Raw genomic sequence first — 25,790 nt, 5'->3', positions numbered from 1 at the left:
CATGACTGGACGCCTGCATAGATGGACGACGCTGGTGGTGCTGGCCGCCCTCTTCTGGGCCGGCTGCGACGCCCTGGTGAATGATGAGAAGTTTGATAAGGCCCCGAATCTTGCCACAGAAGCACCACCGGAACAGATTCTGACGGGTGCCCAGGTTGGAAGCATTCTGCTCCAGGATGGTCACCTGGCTCGAATTTCCGGTGTATGGACGCATCAGTTCACCGGTTCGGACCGTCAGTTTCTGGCCTACAATGAGTACCGTGTCTCGGCCGACGATTTCACGAACATGTGGAATCTGGCCTACCAGGATATCATCGGCCAGACGCGGTTGATTCGGGCCGAGGCCACGGAGACGAACAACCGTCTGTTGAGAGGGGTTGCCACGATTACCGAGGCGCTGGCATCCGGTACGCTGACCGCCCTGTTCGGCGACATTCCGTTCAGCCAGGCGGCCCAGCCCGAGCAGTATCCTAACCCGGCTTTCGACCCGCAGCCTCAGGTATATGAGGCAATTCAACAGATGCTGGGCGAAGCCATCGCGGATCTGCAGTCGGGTGCCGGAATCAGCCCGGGAAGTCGCGACATCTTTTTCGGCGCGGATGCGGATAAGTGGATCAAAGTCGCCCATACGTTGCGGGCGCGTTACTACCTGCATACCGGCAATTACGCCCAGGCCCTCCAGCATGCCCAGATGGGCATCGATGCGCCGGACGGTAGCGGTGACCTGATCGCTCCCCATGGTAGCTCGCTTTACAACGATGCCAATCCCTTCTATTTGTTTGTCGAGGTGGAGCGTTCGGGCTACATGACGGCGAACAACGCCTTTGCTCCGTCGCTGCTGGATCCGGCCAGTAGCATCTATCGGGGGAATGCGAAGACCGACGAATCGGCCCGCTTTGCCTTCTACTACGCTGGTGAAAACGGCGATTATGTGTTGAATACAGCCAATGGCGGAGCTTTTGCCATTGATGCCGACTTTCCGATTGTCACCTATGTGGAAAATCAGCTGATCATTGCAGAGGCGGCCTTGCTGGCCAACGGCGACTTTAATACGGCGCTGGCGGCGCTGAACAACGCGCGCGCTGCGCTGGATCAGAAGTTCGGGCCGGGTGCCTACCAGCCCTATGCAGCCTCCGATTTTGAGGCCGGTGGCATCGCCAATCCACAGGGTGAGTCGCCGAATCGGGCGCTGTTGCGGGAGATTCTTGAGGAGAAGTACCTCTCGCTGATCGGCAACATCGAGGCGTTCAACGATGCGCGCCGGACGGATAACTTCATTGGCATCCCGATTCGAGCAGGCAACCGTTTCCCGCAACGGTTTCTGTATGGTCTGGATGAATTAAATGCCAACGAAAATGCACCCAATCCGCCACCGGGCGTCTTTGAACCCACAACGGTGAATGCGGGCGACTATCCGGGACTGAGCCTGCAGTAAGCCTTGCGATAACAGGCGGAAGAAAGGGGCTTCGGGAAACGCCGGAGCCCCTTTCGCCGTCTAAAAGCAGCACAGCGATGAGATGGAAATGGGGCGCTGGCAATTTGCGGGTGTACTGGTCGTATTATCCCTGACCGTCGGCAGGGTAAAGGGGCAGTCGGAAGATTCGCTTCAGCTGGTGCGGGCTTTTCAGGCCTACCAGGCGGGGCGCTACGAAGTAGCCGCTGCGACGCTACAGCCCCTTTTTGAGGAGCAACCGGTTTTTCAGATTCGGCCGATCGAAGGATCGGTGGCCTACTGGCTGGGAGCGGCCTATCAGGCTCAGGGGGCTATCGAAGAGGCGCTGAATACCTGGCAACAGGGCGTGCGTAGTGCTCTGACGCTGGGCGCGGTCGATGTGCAGGCGGCCGATGCATACGTAGCGGCGGTCTTTCAGCAGAGCCGCAGTGAACGCTTTACCGAGGCCGCCTTTTTCTATCAGCTGCTGCTCCGGATTGCGGGTACGCCCATGCTTCCGGACGAACTGCAGCGATTACGACGCCACGTGGCTCGCATGATTTTTCTCTTACCCGACGTCCTGCAACAGCGGATCTGGACACGTGACCGGCGATTCCTTCCGGACGCCGGTGCTCGTCTGATGCAGTGGTGGGCGCAGCAGGATCCGCTTCCGGCTACGCCGCTGAACGAACGCATTGTCGAACACCTGCAGCGCGTTGCCTACGCCGAGCAGCATTACGCCTCGGACCGTACCGAGTCGGGCCTGGATGAACGCGGGATCGTATATGTGCGGCTGGGCCCGCCCTCGCGCATTAAAAAGCTGGATTTCTATTCGCGCGAGTTGCAACAGGCTCTCCGGCGGTTGCGGCGGTCCTCCGGCAATGCGCTCATCGTCAGCGAGTCGGACTTTGCCCCGGGCGAACTGTGGCTCTACGATCGCTTCGTGCCCGGTGGCCCCTATTACTTTCTTTTCGTCTACGACGGTAACCTGTACCGTCAGGGTAGCGTGCTGGACCTGATTCCACCGCACCTGCGCGTCGGGCTGGACGGAGACACCGGGCGCGGCGGTGCCAAGATCGACGTGCTGCTGGAGGTGCTCCGTGCCGTCTACCGGCAGCTGGCGCCCTATCATCTGGACTTCAGTGATCGGTACATTCGCGTGGACAACTATCTGGGGCAGCTCGAGGAAATCCGGATTCAACTGGAGCGGAACATCGGGGGTGAGCTCTACACGCAGGACAAACGCAGCGACAACAGTGCGCTGGTTCAGCAGGAAGGCACACCGTTCACGACAGAGGGAACCCCGGACGTTTTCCTTCGAAGCCTGCTGGCCGAAACGGAACGGGAAGACGCGCTGAATCGGGCAGAAATGGCCGTGCGAATTCCACGCCAGCAGAGCCGCTGGCTTGATCAGAAGCCGCGCCTGCCTGTAGTCGCGCGTGTGGCCCGCTTTCTGAGAACAGACGGCCGTACCGAAAATCTGATCTACTGGGCTGCACCCGTCGGAGCGCTTTTGCAGGATCTGGCAGCCTCAACGAAGCCGGCGGATTTTCTGATCGATTTACAGGTCGTCCGACAGCGAACAGATTACCGTGTCGCATATCGCACTTCCCAGCTTTATCAAATTCCTTCGCGTCTTTCTGAACAGGGGCCGGTAATCCCGGCGCGCTCTGTGACCGTTCCGGCCGATACCGGCGTCTATCATATCGCTTTGCAGTGGGATCAGTACACGCTGGCGCAGCGGGAAGGCAAATGGCAGGCCGGGGAGCACCTGAAAACCAGTGTGGCGCGCTTCGATTCGCTGCAGGCGTTGCGGGCGGATCCGGCCGTGCTGGAAATGAGCGATCTGTTGCCACTATGGTATGATCCTTCCGCGAGCGATACGCTGCCGGGCCGGCCCTATCCGTTCACGCGCCTGAGCCCGGATGTTCCGCTGGCGCTTTATTTTGAGGTCTATCACCTGACCTTCAGGCCGGACGACCGCACGCGCTACGAGGTGGCCTACGAGGTGCGGCGTCGGGAAGACGGTGGGTTGTTGCGTCGGGACCGGGAGGTGCAGACGCGTTCGAGCACGGTATACGAGGGGACGAGTCGGACGGCGCGGGAGTACGTGGTGTTGGATTTGCGGGCGTGGGAGCGGGCGAAGGAGCTGGAGGTGGTGGTACGGGTACGGGATCTGGTTTCGGGTCAGGAGGTGTCGCGCAGCATTCGCTTCGAAGTGGTCCGCTCATGAAATGCCAACGCAACGCACGTACGACGAAACGCACAGATCAGGGCGATTTCTTTGCGAGGGTCTGGGAGGTGGTCGCGCGTATTCCGCCGGGGCGGGTCACCACGTACGGGCATATCGCCGCCTATCTGGGCGCGCGCAGCGCCGCACGGACGGTCGGCTGGGCGCTGAACGCGGCGGCCGGATCGGACCTGCCCTGCCACCGCGTCGTCAACCGGCGGGGGGAGCTGACCGGCCGCATGCACTTCGAGGGACCCTTCGTCATGGAAGAGCGCCTGCGCAGCGAGGGCGTCACGTTCACCGAAGACGGCCGCGTCGACCTTTCCCGCCACCTGTGGATCCCCGGGGAGGAGGAAGACCACGGAAGAGCCGCTCAGGTCGGGACGACTACGCGCAGCTCAGGGACGCGCTGAAATTCGTCGGCGTTCAGCGTGACGAGATCCAGCCCGTGTACCAGCGCTGTAGCAGCGATCAGGACATCCCGTTCTCCAATGTGTCGATTTTGCGCAGCCGGCGCTGCCTGAAGGGCCGCCGCCCGTCGTGCTTCTTCCAGCCCGAGCGATAACACGCGTAGAGGAAAAAGCTCCAGAAACACTTCCCAGTCAGAAAGGCGCCCGATACGCCGGGCGCCATATTCCAGTTCGTAGACGGTGATTGCGCTGACGTACAGGTGGCGGTAGTTGGAGAGCGTGTTGCCCAGATGGAGGCGTCGGCGGAAATGGGCGATCAGGGCCGAAGTGTCACTCAGGGCATCCGCCATGCATTCCAGCCGGCTTTCAGTTCACGCAGTGCTTCTTCCAGCTGCTGGTCTTCTGCTTCCCACAATCCGTATGTCCGATTGAGCAATTCCTGACGCTGGCGGTCCAACCGACACCGCAATTCATGTAACGCCTGAAAAATGGCCTCGGAGAGCGATGGGGCTCCGGTGTATTCCTGTACCCACCGGATCAACTCCGGGTCTTTCAGTTCCAGCGTGATGCGCTTCATATGAAAAAGCGGGGTATGGTTACCGCGACATTCGCGCCTACCTCCACAAAGCGGTCAGGTTTCTGAGGAAGAGGCCGACCTTATGGTCACACCGCAACCGGACGGCCGGCCAGGCGGTCGAGCACCTCCCAGAAGCCGGGGAACGAGATGCGGGCGCATTCGGCGCCTTCGATGATCGTCTCGCCTTCGGCCACCAGTCCGGCCACGCCCATCGCCATGGCGATGCGGTGATCGTCGAAGCTCCGAACGGTCGTCCCCCGGAGCCGATGGCCCCCTTCGACGGCCAGGCCGTCATCGAACACCTCGACGCGGGCACCCAGCGCCTGCAGGTTTTCGGCCATGGCCGCGATGCGGTCGGTTTCCTTGACGCGCAGCTCGGCGGCGTCCCGGATCTCGGTGCGGCCGATGGCGCAGGCGGCCGCCACGGCCAGCACGGGGATCTCGTCGATCAGGTTCGGGATGATGGCGCCGCCCACCTGCACGCCGTGCAGCGTGCTGCTTCGCACGACCAGGTCGGCAATGGGCTCGCCGCCGTAGCTCCGCTCGTTTTCGACGGTGATGTCGGCGCCCATGGCCCGCAGCACGTCGAGCAACGCCGCGCGCGACGGGTTGAGGCCCACGCCGGGCAGGCGAATCTCGCTGTCGGGCACGATCGTGCCGGCCACCAGAAAGAAAGCAGCGGCCGAGAAGTCGCGCGGGATCGTCCAGGTGCGGGCCGGGATGCGCATGCCACCCCGGACGGTCAGGTAACGCTCGCCGCTTAGTTCCACCACGCTCAGGCCCAGCATGCGCTCGGTGTGGTCACGGGAAGGGATCGGCTCGATGACGGTCGTCTCGCCCTCGGCAAACAGTCCGGCCAGCAACACGCACGACTTGACCTGAGCCGACGGCACAGGCAGCCGGTAGGTGATGCCCCGCAGTGTACGACCACCCCGGATGTGGATGGGCGCATGGCCGTCGGTGAGCGTCAGGTCGGCGCCCATCTGGCGCAGTGGGGCAGCGATGCGTTCCATGGGACGGCGACTGAGCGAGGCGTCGCCCACCAGCGTACTGTCGAAGGGTTGTCCGGCCAGGATGCCGGCCAGTAGACGCATGGTGGTGCCCGAGTTGCCGCAGTCGAGCGGTCGGTCCGGCGCCTGCAGGCCCTCCAGGCCGCGGCCTTCGACGACGAGGATGCCGTGTTCGTCTTCGTAGATGGGTACGCCGAGCTGACGCAGGCACGAAAGCGTCGATTGCGGATCGGCGGCGGGCGAGTAGTTCACCAGGCGCGAGGTGCCGTCGGCCAGCGCGGCCAGCAGGGCCGCCCGGTGGGCGATGGATTTGTCCGGGGGCAGCTCGACGACACCCAGCAGACTCCGGGCTTGCGAGACGCGGCGAGTCATGGACAACATCGATTTCAGGACGCAGGGGACGGTTGCGAGAAACCGGCCAGCAGCCGGTCGAGCTCCGCTTCCACGTCGCGCAGCAGTTCCTGTTTCTCCTCCCAGTGCAGAAACGCGTGACGAAAGCCGTTGAGCACCACCTCCCGGAGCCGGGACACGCTCAACCCGCAGTAGTGATGCACGCGCCAGAGTTCGTCGGTCATCGAGGTGCGGCTGAACAGCCGGTTGTCCGTGTTGATCGTGACCGGCACGGCGCGTTCGACGTAGAGCCGCAGCGGATGCGCGGCGTAGTCGGCCACGGCCTTGGTCTGGACGTTGCTGGTGGGGCAGACCTCCAGCGGAATCTGGTGGTCGACGACGTACTGGAGCAGGTCCGGGTCCTGGTAGAGCGTCACGCCGTGGCCGATGCGATGGGCGCCACAGTAGAACAGCGCCTGGTGGATGGAGTCGGGCCCCCAGGATTCACCCGCGTGTACGGTCAGGTTCAGCAGGTGATTGCGGGCCAGGTAGAAGGCGTGCAGGTGGTGCTTGGGCGGATGGCCGGCCTCGCCACCGGCCAGGTCGAAGGCCACGACGCCCCGCTTGCGGTAGGCTACGGCCAGTTCGGCCGTGCGCAGCGAGAGCGCTTCGGACGCATGGCGCAGGCCGCAGAGAATCAGTCCCGTGCGGATGCCGAAGTCGCGTTCGGCCGCCCGCAGGCCGTCGAGCACGGCGTCGTTGACCTGCTCCAGCGTCAGCCCTTCTTCAACGTGCAGCACCGGGGCATAGCGCACCTCCAGGTAGCGAACGTTTTCGCGAGCGGCGTCTTCGGCCAGTTCGTAGGCGATGCGACGCAGCGCTTCGCGCGTCTGCATGACCGGTACCGTGTAGCGGAACCAGGCCAGATAGGCTTCCAGCGAGTCGGACGTGTCCACCTGGCGCAGCACGTCTTCAAGTCCTTCGACGCTGTCGGCCGGCAACAGGCCGACTTTTCCCTGCCGACGGGCCAGCTCCAGCAGCGTCGTCAGCCGCAGCGATCCATCCAGGTGACAGTGCAGCTCGGCCTTGGGCCAGGCCCGGATCGCATCGCGCGAAAGCGTGGTCGAAACTTCCATGACGGGCTTTTTACAGAAGAGAAACGACCGGTCCTGGCCGGGGTTTCGCCCGATGGAACACCGCTTTCAGGCCGTCGTTTCGCATCAGGCACGCATGCAGCTTTTGCGGGATTTTCCCGCACGAAAGGCCGCGCATCACTTAATTTTACCCCGGCCGGCTGCATGCCGCCGTGTGTCATGTGTCACCCTATGCCGTCTGAGGTGAAGCCATGTTTGGGAACATCGGAGCGCCCGAGTTACTGCTGATCTTTCTGGTGGTGCTGCTGGTCTTTGGCGCCAAGCGCATTCCCGAAATTGCGCGGGGCCTGGGCCGGGGCATCCGGGAGTTCAAGGAAGCCACGCGGGAGATTTCCCGCGAGATTTCCGTCGATGTAGACGAAACGCCGCAGATCCGGGCGCCGCAGCAGGGAACGCCGACCGCGCGGACCACGGCGACGCCGACGCAGCAGCCGGCGGCCGGTTCGTCGCAGCCGTCGGAACCCACCCAGAGCTGACAGGCCGAAAGCCATCATGGAGTACCTGACCTACGCCGACGCCCGAGGGGCGCTGGAACGGGGCGAGACCAGTTGTGAAGCGCTGGTCTCGTCTTTTTTGGAACGGATCGAAGCCGACAACCCACGCCTGAACGCGTTCATCTCGGTCGATCCCGAAGGCGCGCTGGCACAGGCGCGGGCGCTGGACGAACGTCTGGCCCGGGGCGAGCCGCTGCCGCCGCTGGGCGGCCTGGTGCTGGCCGTCAAGGACGTGATCTGCATCAAAGACCGGCGCGTCACGTGCGGCTCGCGCATGCTCGAAAACTTCGTCTCGCTCTACGACGCGACGGTCATCACACGGTTGCGGGAGGCCGGGGCCATCTTCATCGGCAAGACGAACTGTGACGAGTTCGCCATGGGCTCGTCGAACGAGACCTCGTACTTTGGTCCGGCCCGCAATCCGATCAATCCCGACTACGTGCCCGGTGGCTCTTCGGGCGGCTCGGCGGTGGCCGTGGCGGCCCGGATGTGTCAGGCCGCGCTCGGAAGCGACACGGGCGGCTCCATCCGCCAGCCGGCCGCCTTCTGTGGCATCGTGGGGCTGAAGCCCACCTACGGACGTGTGAGTCGCTACGGGCTGGTGGCCTACGCCTCGTCGTTCGACACGATCGGCCCCATGACGCACACGGTCGAAGACGCCGCCCGGATTCTGCAGGTGATCGCCGGGGTGGACCGCTGGGACTCGACGAGCGCGCCGGTCGAAGTGCCGGACTACCTGGAGGCGCTCGACCAGCCCATCAAAGGGCTTCGCATCGGGTTGCCCCGCGAATACTTCGCCGAAGGACTGGATCCGGAATTCCGACAGGTGCTCGAAGAGCGGGCGGCGCAGCTCGAAGCGGTCGGTGCCGTGGTGCAGGAAGTGTCGCTGCCCCATACGGAGTACGGCATTGCCACCTACTACATCCTGGCCACGGCCGAGGCGTCGAGCAACCTGGCCCGCTACGACGGTATCCGCTACGGCTACCGGGCCGACGTGCAGCAGATCCGGCGCGAGCTGGCCGAAAGCGACAGCGACGACTCGGTGATCTACCGGCTCTACGTGCGCTCGCGGAGCGAGGGCTTCGGCACCGAGGTCAAGCGCCGCATCATGCTGGGCACCTACGTGCTCTCGGCCGGCTACTACGAAGCCTACTACGCCAAGGCCCAGCGCGTGCGGCGACTGATCCGCCAGGACTTCGACCGCGCCTTCGAGCAGGTGGACGTGCTGCTCACGCCGGCCTCGCCCACGCCGCCCTTTCCGCTGGGCAGCAAGCTTTCGGACCCGCTTGAAATGTACTTGAGCGACGTTTACACGGTGACGGCCAACCTGGCCGGCATTCCGGGACTGGTCGTGCCGGTGGGCACGCATTCGAGCGGCTTTCCGGTGGGGGCGCAGCTCCTGGGCCGCCACTTCGACGAGGCCACGCTGCTCCGGGTAGGCCGCGCCCTGATGGAAGTGAGCGGCACCGCCTGAAAACGCGCACCTGCTTTCTATCTTTCAGAAACCAACCCGTTTTCACAAGCCGGAACAGGACCCATGAGCATTCTGGTCGATCGCAACACGCGTCTGGTGGTGCAGGGCATCACCGGGAAAGAGGGCACCTTCCACACGCAGCAGATGATCGAGTACGGGACGAACGTGGTGGCCGGCGTTACGCCGGGCAAAGGCGGTCAGAAGCACCTGGATCGTCCCGTCTTCAACACGGTGGTCGAGGCGGTCGAGAAAGAGGGAGCCAACACGTCGATTATCTTCGTGCCGCCCGCCTTTGCGGCCGACGCCATTCTGGAGGCGGCCGACGCCGGGATCGAGGTGATCGTCTGCATCACCGAGGGGATTCCGGTGCGCGACATGATTCCGGTTTATCACTACGTGAAACAGAAAGGGGTCAAGCTGATCGGCCCGAACTGCCCCGGTGTGATCACGCCCGGACAGGCCAAGGTGGGCATCATGCCGGGCATGATTTTCAAAGAAGGGACGATCGGCGTCGTGTCGCGCTCCGGCACGCTCACCTACGAGGCGGTCGATCAGCTCACGCGGCTGGGACTGGGCCAGAGCACGGCCGTGGGCATTGGCGGCGATCCGATCATCGGGTTGCGCTTTACGGACGTGCTCCGGCTGTTCCAGGACGATCCGGAGACGGAAGCGGTCGTGCTCATCGGTGAAATCGGCGGTACGGCCGAAGAAGAGGCGGCCGCCTTCATCAAGGAGCACATGACCAAACCTGTCTTCGCGTTCATTGCCGGCGCGACGGCCCCGCCGGGACGCCGCATGGGCCACGCCGGAGCCATCATCGCGGGCGGCAAGGGCACGGCCGAGGAGAAGTTCAAGGCGCTGGAGGCAGCCGGTGCCGTGGTCATTCGCAACCCGGCGCTCATCGGCGAGACCGTACGCGAACACCTGGGCGCACTGGCCTGAAACCCGAACCCGCATGAAAAAGCCGGCGGCACGTTTCTTCCGGAGCGTGACGCGGTGGGAGGAGCTGCCCGACGACGGGCTGCCCGAAGTGGCGTTTGCCGGACGCTCCAACGTCGGCAAAAGCTCGCTGCTGAACGCGCTGCTTCGGGCGCCCGGACTCGCCCGCACCAGCAGCACGCCCGGCAAGACGCGCCAGCTCAATTTCTACCGGGTCAACGAGCAGCTCTACTTCGTGGACCTGCCCGGCTACGGCTATGCACGCACCTCGCAACAGGAGCGTCGGCTGTGGGGACGGCTCATCACCCGCTACCTGCAGGAGCGGCCCACGCTGGCGCTCGTGGTGCACCTGATCGACAGCCGCCATCCGCCTACGCCGCTCGACGAGGCCATGATGGACCTGATGCGCGGCCAGCACGTCCCCTACCTGATCGCGCTCACGAAGGCCGACAAGGTATCGGGCAACCGGCGCGCGCAGGCCGTCCGGGAAGCCGAACGGGCCTTGCAGGCCCGCGCCATGGAAGTGCCGATCATCCCCACCTCGGCGCACACTGGCCTCGGCCTGCGCGAACTGTGGCGCTGGATCGAACAGGTGTCGCTGGGGAAATCATGACCGTTCGAAGTCGCGAAGGATTCGCTCAATTTCGACCAGCAGCTGTGGAACCTCTTGCACGACTTGCCAGACGATCTCATAGCTGACCCCAAAGTAGTGGTGGATCAGTTTGTCACGCATGCGGGCCAGTTCGCGCCAGGGAAACTGCGCGTAATGAGTCCTTAAGGTTTCGGAGAGCTGTTTGGTCGCTTCTCCAATCACTTCGAAGTTGCGCAGAATGGCATCCTGGGTTTTGATATCCTCCAGAAAAGCTTCAAACGTGAGACCTTCGGCAAAGTGTTGAATACGCCGGAGGCTCTCATAAATGTCTCGCAAGCAGTCAATGTCCCTGCGACGCCGAGACATATTGAAGCGAACGAAGAATGCGCCGAGCGATTCGGGCTGTATGAGGCTGTTGTAGATTGCGCTGCAGGGTTTCGTAAGTGGCCAGATCCACCGGCCGTCCAAGATGGGCCTCGAGAAAGTCGATCAGGCGGATGAAGTCCAGCCCCAGCGGTCGATTCAGGTGCACGATCAGGTCCACATCACTTGCTTCAGAAGCCTGATCGCGGGCGAACGATCCGTACAGCGCCAGCCGCTCCACCCCGAATTTCTCCTGCAGTTCGGGTAGAAGGCGGTGAAGTTGCTGGATGATTTCAACACGGCGCTGCAGCCGAGGCATGGTATGCCCTTAATGCCGATAGCTTTTTCCAGAAGGCACGTCGAGCAAACCGCAAGGTTTCGGCTTATTCCGCCGTTTTCCAGTGCTGGCCGTCGAGGGCGGGTGCTTCGGCCACGCGGCCCGTGGCGATGTGCTCCATGATGCGCGGGGCGTGCAGCCGGCCGTTTTCGATGAACCAGCGGCTCGTGTTCAATCCGCCGCAGACCGTGCCCGCCAGATAAAGCCCCGGCCGGTTCGTTTCGAACGTCTCGGGGTCGTAGCAGGGCGTGCGGGCCGGATCGTCACCGAGCCGGACGCCGAGCTGCTCCAGAAACTCCAGGTCGGGCCGGTAGCCGGTCATGGCCAGGACCCAGTTGTTCTCCAGCTCGAGCCGACCGTCAGGCGTTTCGATCAGCAGGCTGTCCGGACGGATTTCCAGTACCCGCGAATTAAAAAACGCCCGGATGCTCCCCTCGCGGATGCGGTTTTCGATGTCCGGGCGGATCCAGTACTTGATCTTGTCCGAAAGCGCCGGTCCCCGGTGGATGAGCGTCACCTCGGCGCCGTGCCGGTAGCAGTCCAGGGCCGCCTTGGCCGCCGAGTTGCGTCCGCCGATCACCGCCACCTTCTGGCCGATGTAGGGAAACGGCTCTTTGTAGTAGTGAATGACCTTGGGCAGGTCTTCGCCCGGCACGTTCAGTCGGTTGGGGATATCGAAAAAGCCGGTGGCCACCACCACCTTGCGGGTCCGGTAGGCGCCCTTTTCGGTCACCACCGTGAAGTTTTCGTCCTCGCCGTCCACGCGGAGCACGCGCTCGTAGAGCCGGAGGCGAAGCTGTTCGGCGGCGGCCACGCGCCGGTAGTACTCGATGGCCTCTTCACGGGTGGGTTTGTAGCCGCGCGTGGGAAAGGGATGCCCGCCGATTTCCATCAGGTCGGGCGTCGAGAAGAACTCCATGTTCGTCGGATAGCCCAGAAACGAATTCACCAGCGCGCCCTTTTCAATAAGGAGCGCTTCGAGGCCACGCCGCTTGGCTTCGATGCCGCAGGCAAGCCCGATGGGACCGGCTCCGATGATGACGACATCCCACATGGTTGTTTTTGACGTTTTTGAACGCGGAAGCGCCAGGCTTGCAGGCTGTACCGGAACCGGCCGGTCGGGTTTCGGCGCCGGACATGAAGTGTTGGAAAAGTATCAGTCCTCGGCGCGGCGCTCGCAGAAGAAGCGCTGCAGCAGCGCCGCCGCCCGTTCGGCTTCCACGCCGGAGATGACCTCCACGCGGTGGTTCAGGCGCGGGTCCTGCAGGATGTTGTAGAGCGTGGAGGCCGCGCCGGCCTTTTCGTCGAAGGCGCCGAAGACGACGCGGTCCAGTCTGGCCCAGACGATGGCCCCGGCGCACATCGGACAGGGCTCGAGCGTCACATAGAGCGTGCAGCCGCGCAGGTACTTGGTGTCCAGCGTGGCGCAGGCGGCCGTGATGGCCAGCATTTCGGCATGGGCGGTGGGGTCTTTGAGCTGCTCGACGCGGTTGTGGCCGCGTCCGACGATCCGGTCGTCTTTGACGACGACGGCGCCCACGGGGACTTCACCTTCCTCGAAGGCCTGTTCGGCTTCACGCAGCGCTGCTTCCATCCAGCGCCGATGCCCTTCCAGCAGGCGATGTAAGCTCATGTAAGGAACTGCTCCAGATGAATACCGTCTCAGGGAAAGTGGTCCATCAGCGTCGCAATTTACGATGATTCGTAAACAGTTTTATATCACCACCGAGCAGGATCAGGCAATCAGGCAGCTGGCGCGGCAACAGGGCGTCTCCGCGTCGGAGGTGGTTCGGAGGGCGCTGGAAGCAGCGCTGGCCCGGTTCTCGCTTCCATGGCGTGGGCAGAGTGAGGCCGTCGAACGTCTGCTGGAAAACTGTCGGCAACTGGGGGCACACCATCAGCTGCCGGCCGGCTTTCGTTTCGATCGGGCGGCGTGTTATCAGGAGCGAGAAGCCCGTCAACTTTTTGATTGATCAAATCGATGTTCCAGGAAGATGCTCCGGTATGTCCTGGACACCAACATTTTGCTGTATGCCATCGATGGCTCGGAGGCTTATCGACAGGCGCGGGCGCAGGAAATTCTAAGAAGAGGCCTTCGGCGGCTATTCCGGTGCAGGCTCTTTCCGAATTTTCGAGTGTGGCGCTTCGCAAATTTGAACCACCGGTTGCGCCGGACGAGCTGTTGCGACACGTCGAATTGTATCTACTGACGTTTCCTGTACTCCCCGTTACAGGACCGGTGGTACTGGAGGCAATTCGTGGCGTGTGAGACCACCGGTTTGCTTTTTATGATGCGCAGATCTGGGCGGTTGCCCGGCTCAACCAGATTCCAGTTGTCTTGAGCGAAGATTTCTCGCCCGGGCGCACTGTCGAAGGCGTGACCTTCCTGAATCCTCTGGACGCGACTTTCGATCTGGAGCAGCTCTAACGCCGCCGATGCCCTTCCAGCAGGCGATGTAAGCTCATCGTGAACTTCGCAGCATGGTGCAGGGTATTTCCTCTACAGGACATTCGAGGTAAAAATTCCGCGCTATGAGCGCTTTGCCAGAAATTCTTGAACTGGCCCGTGCGTTTCGAACGCAGCTGGAAAGCCGATTGCACGCTTCGGTGGAAGTGGTATTGATCGGCTCCCACGCGCGAGGCGAAGCGGAAGAGACTTCTGACATCGACCTGATAGCGTTTGTCCCGGAGCTGGATCGCAACACATGGCGATTGTTGCTTGATACCGCCTGGGAGATCGGTTTTAAAGCAGGGAAGGTGCTCTCGGTTATTCCAGTAGCTGCTGCAGAAAAAGACATCTTGGCGGCTTCGCCACTCCTTCAGGTCGCTCAAGCCGAAGGCATTTCTGTATGACAGACGCTCAGGAAGCGCTGATCCGGTACCGCCTGGAGCAGGCGAAAGCCACGTTGCAGGACGCCTACCTGCTTCAGGAACAGGGCGGAAATAACTGGAGCATTGTGAATCGTGCGTACTATGCCATGTTTTATGCGGCGCTGGCATTGATGATATACGCAGGACTTCGCACGTCCAGACACAGTGGCGTCATTGCGCTGTTTGATCGGCATTTTGTGAAAACAGGTCTGTTGCCCGTCGAAATGAGCAAGTGGTTTCACGAGGCTTTTGAATTTCGGCAGATCGGCGACTACAGAGAATTTGTCAACCTGGACGACGAGCAGGTAGCCGAGGTGGTGGCACGGGCGTCGCATTTTGTAACCCGGGTTGAGCGATTTCTCTCAGAACGAATGGGGCATTGCGCTTAACCTAGCGGCTGGCGGGCCAGCGGTAAGGTCATGCAGCGGGGGCCGCCGCGGCCGCGCGACAGCTCGTTGCCTTCCAGCTTGATGGCCAGCTTTTCCGTACCGGGGACGAAGGGGCTTTCCGCATAATAGGACAGAAAGCTCTCGGCCGTGACGACGCGGTAGCCGTGCCGCCGCATTTCTTCGAAGGTGTAGTGGTTGCGCTCGTAGCCCACCACCACGCCGGGCGCCAGTGCGAAGAAGTTGGCCCCGTCGGTCCACTGCTCGCGCTTCTGGTGGACGGGATTGTCGCCGCCGCAGGGGATGAAGGTCAGCGGTCGGTCCAGCAGGCGCTCCAGCGCGGTTTTCAGGTCGGGCGGCATTTCGGTGACGAACTGCTCGGGCGTGTCGCCCGCCATCAGGTGCAGCACGTTGCCTTCCTGGTGCAGAATGGGCGGGAAGACGACGCACTCATTGGCCGAAACGAACGTGAACACGGTGTCGAGGTGCATCGAAGCGCGCTGCTTGGGCAGGTCCACCACGAGCACGTGCCGGACCGACGTGCGGCTGAAGAGCGCCCGCGCCACATGCGCCACGCCGCCCAGCGACGTCCGCTCCGAATGCCCCAGCAGCACCACTTCGGGCGAGGCCACCAGCAGGTCGCCGCCCTCGAACGTGACCCCTTCGGGCAGGTAGATGATCCGCTCACGCAGTCCGGCAAAGCCCGGGTGGTGTTCCAGAATGACGCGCAGGATCAGGCTTTCGCGGGCGCGGGCGGCCGTGGCCGGATGGCTGACGATCAGGTGGTCGTTCACGACGGCGGCCAGGTCGCGCGTGAAGAGCAGGTTGGGCAGCGGAAACGCGTTGAGCGGCAGCGGACTCTGGCCCGTCAGCGCAAAGTGCAGCAGTTCGTCCGGGCTCAGCGCGGCCAGCTCACGGGCAAAGGCCTGCAGGTTTGCCTCCGGCTGCAACCGGCAGAGCTGCTCGACGAACGCCTCGCGGGCCTCCTCCGACGCAAACGCGGTGCGCAGCAGGTCGGTGATCTGCAGCACGGCGCCTTCCGGCCCGACCACCTTCTCGAACAGCGCGCACATCTGGCGATGCTCGGCCTGGGCTTCTTCCACGAACAGAATGTCGTCGAAAAGCAACGTCAGCCGCTGCTCGGGCGTCACCAGCTCCAGCTCGACGCCGGGCGTGTGCACAATCACCTGCTGCAACGGATCGATCTCCGAAGCAACGGCAAAGCGAAACGAAACGGTCGGGACCGAAGCGGGCGTGGACATGGTGTTTCCGGATGCATCAGACAACCGACGGCCAAAGATACGTCGGAAGCGCTTTGAAGATCAGGCCCGACGGCGAAGCATTTCCAAAAAGCGCAGCACGATCAGCACCACCATCAGGATGAGCAGCACCTTTAGGGCGAACTTCAGCAATGCGGTGGCGACCTGAAGGATCACCCCCAGCAATACGGCGGCCACCAGCAACACGATGACCACGATCAACGCACGCAATATCTGCTGCAGATCCATAGCACGTCCGGGTTTTCAAAACGGCGCAAAGGCCACCACTTCGGTCCAGGCGAGCCCCTGCCCGTCGGGGCCGAAGCCGCCTGTTATCAGTATTCGAAAATCTTCGAGCGAAGTTGCAGCGGCGTCGAAGCGGGGCTGCAGGAGCAACGCCCGAAAGCGAAAGAAACGGTTGGCCTCCTCTACGTACAGGAGCGGGTAGGGGTAGGTTCGCGATAGCTGTCCGGCATAGCCGCCCAGCAGCACCACGACGCCGGGACGAAGCGGGACGGCGGCGGCAAACTGGCGCGGCTCGGGCAGCGCGGGCACAAACAGCGTATCGACGCGGCCGGCCGGTTCCAGCACGAGCCGGAACGTTTGCGTCTCGACGTAATCCGGCGTTACCAGCGCACCGGCCACCAGAAAGCGTGTGCCGGCTGCATCGAGCGGGACCATGACGTGTGCGGCCAGCGGTGTGATGTAGAGGCCCAGGCCGGGCGTCAGCAGCGCGAGCGAATCGTCTCGGAACTCGAAGGTGATCAGGTCGGCCGCCACGCCCAGCTCGGGCGAATCGCCGCGCAGCCGCCGGTAGCCGCCCAGCACTTCCAGAAAGCGTCGGCCCTCGTACTGTCGGAGCGCCGTCGTGTGCCAGGCACGGGCGGCTCCGATCGCGAGGGGCAGCAGCCGGCGGGTTTCGGCGGCCAGATCGACCAGTTCGGCGTCGGTGCGCAGGTTGTTGGCCAGCTCGGGACGCCCCTGGGTGTTGCCGCCCAGCAGCAGCACGCGGCCGTCGGGCAGCAGTGTGGCCGTGTGGCCGGCGCGAGGAGCGTTCAGGCCGGGACGCAGACGCTCGAACGCGGGCGCACCGGGCACCCAGACGAACAGGTCGCGGCCGGCCGGGCCGGTCCACACCTCGGCACCGCCCGCAAAGAGCAGCCGTCCGTCGGGCAGGCGCACCAGGCGGCCGCCGCCGCGGCCGTCGGGGAGTGGTGGTCCCGGTAGCACCGTAGCCTGCAGACGCAGCGCCCAGGCCGTGTCGGTGGCGGACACGCCTTTTTCGTCTATGGCCGTGATGCGCAGGCGGTTCAGGCCGTAGCGCAGGGGTACGCTGCCCTGCCACACGTCGCGCAGGCTGTCGTAGCGAAGCGGCCGTCCTTCGACCTCCACGTGGGCAATGGCCCGAAACGACGTGGCCCGCACCTGAAGCGTCAGCGTCGAGTCGGTCTGCACCTCCGACAGATCCGGCGCTACCACCTCGATCTCCGGCGTGCGCACCGGCACAAACGGCCGCTCGCAGGCCACGAGCAGCACCGACAGCAGGATGAGCGCCGTGGGCTTCATGGGACGGGCAACGGGTCGTCTTCGTAGCCGACGGCCTCCAGCACGAGCCCGTGGGCCGGGGCGGCCGGACCGGCCAGCCGTCGGTCGCGTGCGGCCAGCAGCTCCGGGATGGCCGCTATGTCGCGCTGGCCCCGGCCGATCTCGATCAGCGTGCCCACGATGGCCCGCACCATGCCGTGCAGAAAGCGGTCGGCCACGATTTCAAAATGCCAGTCGCCGGGACGGGGATCCGGCACCCAGCGGGCCAGGTACACCGTGCAGGTGCGGTTGCGTGTGGCGGCCTGCGTGCGGCAGAACGTGGTGAAGTCGTGCGTGCCCAGCAGGTCACGGGCGGCCCGGTTCATGCGCGCGAAGTCGGGTGCCGGGCGCAGATACCAGCGCAGGTGGCGCTCCAGCGCGCAGGGGACGGTCGCCACGTAGTAGTGGTAACGGCGCCAGCGGGCATCGTAGCGGGCGTGAAAGTCATCGGGCGCCAGACTGACCGACCGAATCGCTATGCTGGGCGGCAGCAGGCCGTTCAGCGACCCCTGCAGCCGCTCCGGATCGACCGGGCGGTCCGTGCGGAAGTGCGCCACCTGGCCGCGAGCATGAACGCCGGCATCGGTGCGCCCCGAGCCGACCACGCGCACGCGCTCGCGCAACACCACGGCCAGCGCTTCCTCCAGCGCCGCCTGAATGCTGGGACCGTTGCGCTGGATCTGCCAGCCGCTGAAATCCGTTCCGTCGTACTCGATCAACAACCGATACGTAGGCACGCCCGCTCCGAGATTGTTTATGCAGACGGGGCCGGTGTACGCGGGCTCGGCCGAAGTGTTGCTCCACACGCATGGTGACATTTTTCTGTCCATACTGCTGGAAGGAAGTGCCGGCCGAAGCATCCCGGTGTCCGCATTGTGGAGCCAACTTACAGGAACTTTCGAAGTTGTCTTTTGAGGAAAAGCTGCTTCGGGCCTTACATCATCCGGTGCGAGCGCATCGTCTGCTGGCCATTCGGCTACTGGGACGGCTCGGAAGCCACGTTGCTTTTCCTTATTTTGAGCAACTTCTACGTTCGGAAAGCGATGTCTATGTAATCCGGGAAATCCTGGAGGCCCTGAATCGAATGGGTACGGCGGAAAGCTGTCGTTTACTGGCCGAAGTGGCCGTCCATCATCGGTTCTCGCTGGTTCGTAATTGGGCCCGAGAACTGTTAGCAGCGCAAGACGAAGGGGATGAGGGATAATGTTGCGACACGTCGTTGACCTTCCGCCGCGCATTTACCTGACCGGTTTTATGGGCTGTGGCAAAAGCACGATCGGGCCGCTGCTGGCCCGACGGCTGGGCTACACGTTTCTGGACCTGGATGCGCTGATCGTGCGGCAGGCAGGACGATCGATTCCGGAGATCTTTGCCGAAGGTGGAGAGGCCGCCTTCCGGACACTGGAGCGCGACGCACTGCGCCGGACGGCGGCTCTGGACGCTTACGTGATCGCCACGGGCGGCGGTGCACTGGTTTCGGACGACAACCTGGCCTGGGCGCTCCGCAACGGGCGCGTGGTCTACCTGCAGGTGTCGGCCGACGAGCTGGCCCGCCGCCTGGCGCCGGAAGCGGCCGGGCGTCCACTCCTGCAGGACCGGCACCGACGCCCGCTGCAGGGCGCCGCACTGCGCCGTCGCATCGCCGCCATGCTGGCCCGTCGCGAACCCTGGTACCGCCGGGCCCATCACGTGGTCGCCACCGACGGGCTTTCCGTGGAGGAGACGGTCGAGGCCGTGCTGCACGCGCTCCGCACCTATCGCGCAAGCCGGAACGAACGCCGGTGATAGGGCGACGGCCCGTAGCGGGCCAGCGCCTCGTAGTGCGTCCGCGTCGGGTAGCCCACGTTCCGATCCCAGCCGTAGACCGGAAACTCCTCGTGCAATTGCTGCATCAGGGCGTCGCGGGTGGTTTTGGCGATGATCGACGCGGCGGCGATGAGCAGACTCTGTTGATCGCCCTTCACGATCGGCTTGGCCGGACAGGGCGGATCGGAAAAGCAACGGTTGCCGTCGATGAGCAGATAGTCGGGCGTCAGCTCCAGATTGGCCACGGCCCGGCGCATTGCCTCCAGCGCGGCGTTCAGGATGTTCAGGCAGTCGATTTCCTCCGGCGTGCACATCCCGATCCCGATGGCCAGCGCCTGCGCCCGGATCCGCTCGGCCAGTTTTTCCCGCACTTCGGGGCGCAGTTGTTTGCTGTCGCGCACGCCGTCGAGCTGCACGTGCGGCGGCAGGATCACGGCGGCCGCCACGACGGGACCGGCCAGGCAGCCGCGCCCCACTTCGTCCACGCCGGCCACCCGCCGGTAGCCCTGTTGCCAGCAGCGCACCTCCGGCCGCGGTTCACTCATGGCGTTGCGTCTGAAAACGCCGGTAGAGTTCGCGCCAGGTGGTCAGGATTACGTGGTTGCGGCGGAGCGCCTCGCGGAACGCCTCGCTGCGCACCACGTCCAGATCGCGCGCGCGCCAGGCCGCCCCGAAGTCGGGGTGATCGACGGTGATGGCTTCCAGTTCGTCGTTGGCGTAGCCGAGGTGCACGATCAGCTCCGTGATGCCCGGCGGCAGGTTGTCGATCATCCGGATGTAGGTTTCCAGCCAGCGATCCGGTGGCGTGTCGGTCGGCACCAGCCAGACCCGGTCGATGACCAGGTCGTCCGGCGTGAGCATTTCCAGCAGGTGCGGCGCCTGCTGCGCAAGCTGCTCGCGGGGGATCAGCACGGGCAGGTTGTGTTCGCGGCCCACCTGCAGATACACGGCGAACAGCTCGGGCGTCTGAAACAGCACGCCCATGTGCGTGTCCAGGTGCGTGACCGGGATCCCGGCGTCCTGCGCCCGCAGAATCTGGGCCCGGAGCTCGGCGGCCACCTCCTCCGGCTTCATGTTGGCGACCGCCTCCTCGGTGGTGGCGTGCAGGTAGCCCGCCGAACTGTGCAGCGACGGCGTCATGCTCGGACCGAGCAGCCCCGCCCAGCGGTAGTATTTCCACTCGCTGGTGAGCGTCAGGTGCAGGCCGAAGTCCAGCTCCGGGTGCGTTCGGGCATAGGCGGCCATCTCCGAAAACCACGGGCACGGCACCATGATACTGGCCGAACTGATCCAGCCGGCCTCCAGGGCCTCGGTCGAGGCGCGGTTCACGCTGTGCGCCATGCCCAGATCGTCGGCGTGCAGGATGAGCACGCGGGCGTCCGGCGGATAGCCCAGCCGCTCCAGCAGCGACTGGGCCTGCAGCGTCAGGCTCCAGATGAAGCCCGGCAGGAGAAGTAGCAGCAGGCGTTTCATGGTTCGTCGTATTGATCCGGCAGGTCGTTTTCGTAAAGCACCACGTCGCCCGGCTGAAGATACGTCTTCAGAAAGTCCTGCGCCTCGAACAGGCTTCGGAATACGCGAATCCGATCCTCGGGGAAACCCGCCTCGCGCAATCCTTCCTGGATGGGGAGGGTGCGGCGCGGCCCGATCAGCACGGCCAGATCCACGTGTTGCGCCATGAAGCGGCCCAGCGCGCGGTTTTCCTCGGCTTCGCGCGCGCCGAGCTCCACCATGCCGGGCGTGACCACGATGCGGCGTCCGGTCCGGAACTGCCCCAGGATCTCCAGCGCATTGCGGGCCCCGACGGGGTTGGAATTGAAAGCGTCGTCGATCACCGTAATGGGGCCTTCCCGGCGGAGTTGCAGGCGGTGCTCGACCGGCCGGAGCCGCGCCACGGCATGGGCCATCTGACGCAGTCGAAGCCCGAAGATGCGTCCGACGGCCAGCGCCAGCAGGATGTTGAGCACGTTGTGGCGGCCCAGCAGGCGCGTCTGGAACACCTGCTCGGTGCCGGTTTCGTCGCGTACTACGAAGCGGGTGCCCTCGGGCCCGTAGGTGATGTCGCGGGCGACAAGATCGGCCTCGGGGTGGCCCTTGACCGACACGCGCCAGACCGGTCCGCGGGCACGTTCGGCCATGGCCGCCACGTGTCGATCGTCGGCGTTCAGCACCACGGGACCGCCGGGGCGTGTGCAGGCCACCAGTTCGCTCTTTTCGCGCGCAATTGCTTCGATGGAGCCCATCGTTTCCAGGTGCATCGGACCGACGGCCGTCACCACGCCGATGTCGGGTCGGGCGATGGCGCACAGCTCGCGGATGTCGCCGGGATGCCGGATGCCCATCTCCAGCACGAGCACCTGATGTTCGGGACGGAGCTGCTCGTTGATCACCTTGCAGATGCCCATGGGCGTGTTGTAGGAGCCCGGCGTGGCCAGCACCTGGTAGCGCAGGCTCAGGATCTCGGCAATGATGAATTTCGTGCTGGTTTTGCCGTAGGAGCCGGTGATCCCGATGATGGTCAGGTCCGGGTGTGCGGCCAGCTTGCGACGGGCCCTGCGCTTGAAGCCTTCCTGGATGGCGCGTTCGACGGGCCAGAGCAGCCAGCCGGCCAGCAACACCCAGAGCGGCGCACCGAGGTCTGCCACAAGCCAGCCGCCTAAGTAGTAAAGCCAGCCGATTGCTCCTTCGGTCCGGCCCAGCAGACCACCCAGAGCGGGACCCGCCAGCGTCAGCAGCGCCGCCACGCTCAGCAGGCGACGCATGCGGGGCGTGAAGGCGAGCGGCTTTTTGGGGCGGTCGCGGCGATAGCGGCGCGAAGAGGCGAAGGCCACGCACCAGCCGAGCAGCACCAGTGCGGGCGCCCAGAACGGTCCCAGCAGCGGCAGCGTCAGCGCGCCCACCGTCAGCAGCAGCGCCCCCGCCGCGTGCGAGCGGCGCAGCAGCACGTCGGGATGCATGCGCAGCCAGTGGACGAAGCGGGCCGGCTTGTAGCCTTCGAGCTGGAACAGGTGCAAGAAGAACAGCAGGCGACGCGCGGCGCGCCACCCGGCAAACAACGTGGCCAGCAGAGCAAACAGCCAGAGCATAGGACAGCTACTCGGAAAACCGGTGCTCAAGATACGGACGTACCGCCTGCAATGAAACGCCAATCATGCCTGACACGATGGGTTCATGGGAGCTTATACGATTCCCCGAAACCATAGGGCACATGAGAAAGCACGGGCGCACACGGCGGTGCGCCCCTACCAGATCCCTGACGTTTTCCCTATCCCGTAGGGGCGGATCCCTGTGTCCGCCTGATCATACCCGCCGAATCACGTCCCCCACACGGAGTGTGGCTCCCTCATGCACCGGTAATCAGCATCACTCGGTGGATGTGCCTTTTGTGAGTTGTTCTCTGAACCATTGAATCAGGCGGGGACTTACCCGGACCGAGCTGTTGGCCAATCTCTGAACAGCGGCTTCGGCTTCCTCTTGTGAGATCAGATGTTTTCGGTAGGCGCGTAAGAGTACGCCGAGGGTTCCCTGTACCCGTAGTCCGAGAATTCCGGCAATCCTACGGCCAAGCTTCTCATCGATCAGCACCAGGTCGGCCTGAAGTTCGCGGGCCAGCAGCAATACGTCCATTTCTCCCTGATCCAGTCCCAGAAGGATCGGTGGCAGCGTAGCCTGGAGGCCAGGTTCGCGAATCTGGATCCAATCGGCTTGAGCGACGGCATCGGCCCCGGGGCGTCCCTGTCCGTGCAGTACAATTTCCTGATAGACCGAGGTGGGTACGACGACTTCATCGAAAAGCTGGCGGAGAAGATCGAGCTGATCGATCAGTGAAAGAGCGATCAAAGGGGTGCTGTTGACGATAACCCGCATGGGGCTTATTCCGAATTCGCCTCACGCGTCAGTTCCTCTTCGGGATAATCGATCACAGAAAAGCCATGTTCGGAAAGCAAGCGGTAGAACTCCTGACGATCACAGCCCAGGATTCGGGCACCCAGACCGGCGGAAATGCGCCCCTGCTCATACAGCTTGCCCAGTGTGTAGAGCAGCACCTTTTTCCGAAAGGATTCGCGATCCTCTTTAAGCGCAACCAGCAGTTCTTCCGGAAAGACCACTTGAACATCCATGAGTAAGGAGGGCTTTTAGGTCTGGAGTTTCTTCACGTCGCTTATCAAAATGTTGCTTGCGAGTTCCTTTCGGATGCCAACCATAGGGCTGCGGTCGCTCAGTGCGGGCATGGTCAGCGTTCCGGCAGGTGTTCCAGAAAATAGCGGGTGGCGGCGATGAACGTGTCGGGGTCGTCCAGATAGCCGTAGTGGCCGGCGTTTTTCAGCACGACGAGCCCTGCGTCGGGCAGAGCCTGCACGAGCCGCTCCATCTGCGCGCGGCCGACGGCCCGGTCGCGCTCGCCCCAGAAGACCAGTACGGGGATCTGAATGCGGTCGAGCCGGTCCTCGACGTAGGTGTTGACGATGCGCACGAAGACTTCGCGCATGACGCCTTCGAGGCGGCGATAGTCCGACGATCCCAGCGCCTTCCAGACGACGGTGTGGCGCAGCCAGTCGAGGGCCGGCTCCCGGAGCGGTTGCGGCAGCACCTGGAAGGGAGCCTTGAGCAGCCGGGCCAGCGTGGCGCGCACGTAGTAATGCCAGGGACGCCGGGGACGCATGCCGGAGGGACTGATCAGCACGAGCGCCCGCAGCAGCTCCGGGCCTTCCGGCTCCGAGGCCAGGTACAGCCCGATGCGGCCGCCGTTCGAGTGGCCGATGAGCACGACGGGCCGGCCGATGCGCGTGCGGATCAGTTCCGCCACCAGCGCGGCGTGCTCGGCCACGCCCCAGGGGGCAGGCGGTGGGGGTGTCAGTCCGTGGCCCGGCAGGTCCACGTTGAACACACGGTAGCGGTCGGCCAGCGCTTCGGCGATGGGCGCCATGAGCCGGGCGCTGCTGCCCCAGCCGTGCAGCAGCAGCACGGGCGGACCATCCTCGGGCCCCTGCACTTCCAGGTGCAGCCGCTCCAGCCAGGCCGTCGGTTCCGGATTGGTTTTCTGGACGTCAGCCGTTTGCATCGGTGCCGATCCGGTGGATTGCGCTCGGGAAACCAACCAGCACGGCCGTCGTTCCACCGAGCAGCAGGGACCGGTTCGGTTGGTTCAGGTTCCCCTCTCAGTCCGTCGGCCAACGAGATTCGCGGTTGGTAGGGACGGCTCCGAGGTCAGGTGGCAACGCCCCCGCAGCATTCATCGAATGGATGAGTTCAACGTGTGCTTTCTGTGCATTGCGCTCCAAGGCGCATGCCTGTACCTTCCCGGTATCTGAAATAGTCCAGTTCGTTATCGATAACCACTAACTCGTACCGTCAAGAAGCAGGATTGTAGCATCTATGGGTGAGCAGACGTTTCGTGGCATGCTGGAGCTGATCGGGGACAAAAAGTTTGGCTTTGTGCGGGAATTTCGCCCCGATCTTCCCAAAGGCAAAAACGACCCCTTCGTGCCGCCGCCGGTCATCCGGCAGTACAAACTGCGCGATGGCGTCCTGATCGAGGGTACGCTGCGCCCGGGTCGCAAGGGCGACATGCAGGTGGACGAGATCCACTCGATCATGGGCGTCTCGCCCGAGGAATGGGCCAAGACCGAGGATTTCGAGTCCGGGCAGATCGTCTATCCGGACGAAAAGTTCAACCTGGTCACCGGCCCGACCGACTACGCCATGCGCGTGGTCGATCTGGCCGCGCCGATCGGCAAGGGCCAGCGCGCGCTGATCGTGGCGCCGCCGCGTGCTGGTAAGACGGTCCTGCTCAAGCAGATCGCGGCGGGCATCGCCAAGAACCATCCGGAGGTCAAACTGGTGGCGCTCCTGGTGGACGAGCGGCCCGAGGAGGTGACCGACTTTCGCCGCTCGACGCCCGCCATCGTCTTCGCCTCGTCGAACGATCGGGAGGAGGACAACCATATCCGCGTTTCGACGCTGGCGCTGGAGTTTGCCAAGCGGCTCGTCGAGCTGAAGCACGACGTGGTACTGCTGCTCGACTCGCTCACGCGCCTGGGCCGCACGTTCAACCTTTACGTCGAAAGCAGCGGCCGCACGCTTTCGGGCGGACTCGACGCGCGGGCGCTTCAGATTCCGCGGCGCATCTTCGGCGCCGCCCGTAACATCGAAGGCGGCGGTTCGCTGACGATCATCGCCACGGCGCTCATCGAGACGGGCAGCCGCATGGACGAGGTGATCTTCGAGGAGTTCAAGGGCACCGGCAACGCTGAGATCGTGCTCGACCGTGAGATGGCCGACAAGCGCATCTTCCCGGCCATCAACCTGCGCAAGAGCGGCACGCGCAACGAGGAGCGGCTCATCGGCGACCGGATCGAGCAGTATCACCGGCTGTTCCGGGCGCTCAACTCGCGGCCGCCCATCGAGGCCATGCAGGCTCTGCTGCGCCACATGCAGCAGACGCAGTCCAACGAAGAGCTGCTCAACAGCCTGGTGCCGGTGGAGTGAAGTAACAGTCGGTCGGCACGGGTGTCTCTAAAGGAAAAGCCCGAACACAGGCC

Annotated in this window: 31 protein-coding genes; 13 read left to right on the top strand and 18 right to left on the bottom strand. The window is 64.0% G+C overall.

Annotation, left to right across the window (positions count from 1 at the left end; translation table 11 throughout):
• The first annotated feature begins 34 nt into the window (after positions 1-34).
• From GYH26_RS13495 to GYH26_RS13485, 3 genes are all read left to right on the top strand, one after another.
• Entirely contained in the window at positions 35-1,435 is a 1,401-nt protein-coding gene (locus tag GYH26_RS13495; RefSeq protein WP_161542096.1) for a SusD/RagB family nutrient-binding outer membrane lipoprotein, read from the top strand.
• Positions 1,436-1,517: 82 nt separating this feature from the next.
• The gene (locus GYH26_RS15390) at positions 1,518-3,665 is read left to right on the top strand and encodes a GWxTD domain-containing protein (RefSeq protein WP_161542095.1); all 2,148 of its coding nucleotides are present in this window, start codon (positions 1,518-1,520) and stop codon (positions 3,663-3,665) included.
• Positions 3,662-4,075, top strand: a complete 414-nt coding sequence (locus tag GYH26_RS13485) for an MGMT family protein (RefSeq protein ID WP_014067966.1) — start codon at positions 3,662-3,664, stop codon at positions 4,073-4,075. Before GYH26_RS15390 ends, GYH26_RS13485 begins: the two co-directional genes overlap by 4 nt.
• On the opposite strand, the gene GYH26_RS13480 is transcribed toward GYH26_RS13485, so the two are convergent.
• From GYH26_RS13480 to add, 4 genes are all read right to left on the bottom strand, one after another.
• Complete coding sequence (locus tag GYH26_RS13480; protein WP_161542094.1) at positions 4,036-4,422, bottom strand: type II toxin-antitoxin system VapC family toxin; 387 nt, start codon at positions 4,420-4,422, stop codon at positions 4,036-4,038. The genes GYH26_RS13485 and GYH26_RS13480 overlap by 40 nt on opposite strands.
• Positions 4,407-4,649 (bottom strand): hypothetical protein, encoded by a 243-nt coding sequence (locus GYH26_RS13475; RefSeq protein WP_161542093.1) that lies wholly within the window; start codon positions 4,647-4,649, stop codon positions 4,407-4,409. The genes GYH26_RS13480 and GYH26_RS13475 overlap by 16 nt, the downstream gene beginning before the upstream one ends.
• An 86-nt stretch (positions 4,650-4,735) precedes the next feature.
• Positions 4,736-6,031, bottom strand: coding sequence for a 3-phosphoshikimate 1-carboxyvinyltransferase (gene aroA, locus GYH26_RS13470; RefSeq protein ID WP_161542092.1), 1,296 nt, complete (start codon positions 6,029-6,031; stop codon positions 4,736-4,738).
• A 14-nt stretch (positions 6,032-6,045) separates the two neighbouring features.
• Entirely contained in the window at positions 6,046-7,125 is a 1,080-nt protein-coding gene (gene add, locus GYH26_RS13465) for an adenosine deaminase (RefSeq protein ID WP_161542091.1), read from the bottom strand.
• 209 nt (positions 7,126-7,334) lie between these two features.
• Here add and tatA point away from each other — a divergent pair, with 209 nt between their 5' ends.
• From tatA to yihA, 4 genes are all read left to right on the top strand, one after another.
• Complete coding sequence (gene tatA / locus GYH26_RS13460) at positions 7,335-7,619, top strand: twin-arginine translocase TatA/TatE family subunit (protein ID WP_012844987.1); 285 nt, start codon at positions 7,335-7,337, stop codon at positions 7,617-7,619.
• A gap of 16 nt (positions 7,620-7,635) precedes the next feature.
• A complete protein-coding gene (gene gatA, locus GYH26_RS13455) occupies positions 7,636-9,111 on the top strand; it encodes an Asp-tRNA(Asn)/Glu-tRNA(Gln) amidotransferase subunit GatA (RefSeq protein ID WP_161542090.1) in 1,476 nt (491 codons plus the stop codon).
• Between the two features lie 63 nt (positions 9,112-9,174).
• Positions 9,175-10,053 (top strand): succinate--CoA ligase subunit alpha, encoded by an 879-nt coding sequence (gene sucD / locus GYH26_RS13450; protein WP_161542089.1) that lies wholly within the window; start codon positions 9,175-9,177, stop codon positions 10,051-10,053.
• 13 nt (positions 10,054-10,066) lie between these two features.
• Entirely contained in the window at positions 10,067-10,663 is a 597-nt protein-coding gene (gene yihA / locus GYH26_RS13445; protein WP_161542088.1) for a ribosome biogenesis GTP-binding protein YihA/YsxC, read from the top strand.
• On the opposite strand, the gene GYH26_RS13440 is transcribed toward yihA, so the two are convergent.
• The 4 genes from GYH26_RS13440 to tadA form a co-directional block, all read right to left on the bottom strand.
• Entirely contained in the window at positions 10,658-10,978 is a 321-nt protein-coding gene (locus tag GYH26_RS13440; RefSeq protein ID WP_231296218.1) for a HepT-like ribonuclease domain-containing protein, read from the bottom strand. The two genes, yihA and GYH26_RS13440, sit on opposite strands and share 6 nt — an antisense overlap.
• A 4-nt stretch (positions 10,979-10,982) precedes the next feature.
• Positions 10,983-11,324: a nucleotidyltransferase family protein gene (locus GYH26_RS13435; protein ID WP_014067956.1), complete on the bottom strand. Its 342-nt coding sequence runs from the start codon at positions 11,322-11,324 to the stop codon at positions 10,983-10,985.
• A 64-nt stretch (positions 11,325-11,388) separates the two neighbouring features.
• Positions 11,389-12,396 carry a YpdA family putative bacillithiol disulfide reductase gene (locus tag GYH26_RS13430; RefSeq protein WP_161542087.1) on the bottom strand — a complete coding sequence of 336 codons (1,008 nt, stop codon included), beginning with the start codon at positions 12,394-12,396 and terminating at the stop codon, positions 11,389-11,391.
• 102 nt (positions 12,397-12,498) lie between these two features.
• Positions 12,499-12,975 (bottom strand): tRNA adenosine(34) deaminase TadA, encoded by a 477-nt coding sequence (gene tadA, locus GYH26_RS13425; protein WP_014067954.1) that lies wholly within the window; start codon positions 12,973-12,975, stop codon positions 12,499-12,501.
• Positions 12,976-13,039: 64 nt separating this feature from the next.
• Between tadA and GYH26_RS13420 the strand changes: the two genes are divergently transcribed.
• The 3 genes from GYH26_RS13420 to GYH26_RS13405 all read left to right on the top strand — a co-directional run bounded on the left by GYH26_RS13420 (position 13,040) and on the right by GYH26_RS13405 (position 14,602).
• Positions 13,040-13,315, top strand: coding sequence for a type II toxin-antitoxin system VapB family antitoxin (locus tag GYH26_RS13420; protein ID WP_161542086.1), 276 nt, complete (start codon positions 13,040-13,042; stop codon positions 13,313-13,315).
• A 559-nt stretch (positions 13,316-13,874) separates the two neighbouring features.
• A complete protein-coding gene (locus GYH26_RS13410) occupies positions 13,875-14,195 on the top strand; it encodes a nucleotidyltransferase domain-containing protein (RefSeq protein WP_161542085.1) in 321 nt (106 codons plus the stop codon).
• Positions 14,192-14,602: a HEPN domain-containing protein gene (locus tag GYH26_RS13405; protein WP_161542084.1), complete on the top strand. Its 411-nt coding sequence runs from the start codon at positions 14,192-14,194 to the stop codon at positions 14,600-14,602. The genes GYH26_RS13410 and GYH26_RS13405 overlap by 4 nt, the downstream gene beginning before the upstream one ends.
• Here the strand turns inward: GYH26_RS13405 and GYH26_RS13400 are convergent.
• The 4 genes from GYH26_RS13400 to truA are packed head-to-tail and all read right to left on the bottom strand — an operon-like array spanning position 14,599 to position 18,179.
• Complete coding sequence (locus GYH26_RS13400) at positions 14,599-15,861, bottom strand: arginine deiminase family protein (protein ID WP_161542083.1); 1,263 nt, start codon at positions 15,859-15,861, stop codon at positions 14,599-14,601. The genes GYH26_RS13405 and GYH26_RS13400 overlap by 4 nt on opposite strands.
• 60 nt (positions 15,862-15,921) lie before the next feature.
• Positions 15,922-16,107 carry a hypothetical protein gene (locus GYH26_RS13395; protein ID WP_054686144.1) on the bottom strand — a complete coding sequence of 62 codons (186 nt, stop codon included), beginning with the start codon at positions 16,105-16,107 and terminating at the stop codon, positions 15,922-15,924.
• Between the two features lie 15 nt (positions 16,108-16,122).
• On the bottom strand, positions 16,123-17,424 hold the full coding sequence (locus tag GYH26_RS13390) for a hypothetical protein (protein ID WP_161542082.1): 1,302 nt from the start codon (positions 17,422-17,424) through the stop codon (positions 16,123-16,125).
• Positions 17,421-18,179: a tRNA pseudouridine(38-40) synthase TruA gene (truA, locus tag GYH26_RS13385; RefSeq protein ID WP_161542081.1), complete on the bottom strand. Its 759-nt coding sequence runs from the start codon at positions 18,177-18,179 to the stop codon at positions 17,421-17,423. Before truA ends, GYH26_RS13390 begins: the two co-directional genes overlap by 4 nt.
• 71 nt (positions 18,180-18,250) lie before the next feature.
• On the opposite strand from truA, the gene GYH26_RS15755 reads away from it, so the two are divergent.
• Together GYH26_RS15755 and GYH26_RS13375 are read left to right on the top strand one after the other, a co-directional pair.
• Entirely contained in the window at positions 18,251-18,646 is a 396-nt protein-coding gene (locus GYH26_RS15755) for a HEAT repeat domain-containing protein (RefSeq protein ID WP_161542080.1), read from the top strand.
• A gap of 2 nt (positions 18,647-18,648) precedes the next feature.
• Complete coding sequence (locus GYH26_RS13375; protein WP_242006440.1) at positions 18,649-19,227, top strand: shikimate kinase; 579 nt, start codon at positions 18,649-18,651, stop codon at positions 19,225-19,227.
• Here GYH26_RS13375 and GYH26_RS13370 read toward each other — a convergent pair.
• The 6 genes from GYH26_RS13370 to GYH26_RS13345 form a co-directional block, all read right to left on the bottom strand.
• Complete coding sequence (locus GYH26_RS13370) at positions 19,197-19,793, bottom strand: ribonuclease HII (protein WP_161542078.1); 597 nt, start codon at positions 19,791-19,793, stop codon at positions 19,197-19,199. The genes GYH26_RS13375 and GYH26_RS13370 overlap by 31 nt on opposite strands.
• Entirely contained in the window at positions 19,786-20,721 is a 936-nt protein-coding gene (locus GYH26_RS13365; protein ID WP_161542077.1) for a polysaccharide deacetylase family protein, read from the bottom strand. The genes GYH26_RS13370 and GYH26_RS13365 overlap by 8 nt, the downstream gene beginning before the upstream one ends.
• A complete protein-coding gene (locus GYH26_RS13360) occupies positions 20,718-22,334 on the bottom strand; it encodes a UDP-N-acetylmuramoyl-tripeptide--D-alanyl-D-alanine ligase (RefSeq protein WP_161542076.1) in 1,617 nt (538 codons plus the stop codon). The genes GYH26_RS13365 and GYH26_RS13360 overlap by 4 nt, the downstream gene beginning before the upstream one ends.
• Positions 22,335-22,611: 277 nt before the next feature.
• Positions 22,612-23,115 carry a DUF3368 domain-containing protein gene (locus GYH26_RS13355; protein WP_014067941.1) on the bottom strand — a complete coding sequence of 168 codons (504 nt, stop codon included), beginning with the start codon at positions 23,113-23,115 and terminating at the stop codon, positions 22,612-22,614.
• A gap of 5 nt (positions 23,116-23,120) precedes the next feature.
• Entirely contained in the window at positions 23,121-23,369 is a 249-nt protein-coding gene (locus tag GYH26_RS13350; protein WP_014067940.1) for a UPF0175 family protein, read from the bottom strand.
• Positions 23,370-23,482: 113 nt separating this feature from the next.
• Positions 23,483-24,310 carry an alpha/beta fold hydrolase gene (locus GYH26_RS13345; protein WP_161542075.1) on the bottom strand — a complete coding sequence of 276 codons (828 nt, stop codon included), beginning with the start codon at positions 24,308-24,310 and terminating at the stop codon, positions 23,483-23,485.
• Positions 24,311-24,624: 314 nt separating this feature from the next.
• Between GYH26_RS13345 and rho the strand changes: the two genes are divergently transcribed.
• Positions 24,625-25,737 (top strand): transcription termination factor Rho, encoded by a 1,113-nt coding sequence (rho, locus tag GYH26_RS13340; protein ID WP_161542074.1) that lies wholly within the window; start codon positions 24,625-24,627, stop codon positions 25,735-25,737.
• The last annotated feature ends 53 nt before the right edge of the window (positions 25,738-25,790 follow it).

This window comes from Rhodothermus marinus, assembly GCF_009936275.1.
In the GTDB taxonomy this organism is placed as follows: Bacteria; Bacteroidota; Rhodothermia; order Rhodothermales; family Rhodothermaceae; genus Rhodothermus; species Rhodothermus marinus_A.
This window is presented reverse-complemented; position numbering and strand designations above follow the sequence as displayed.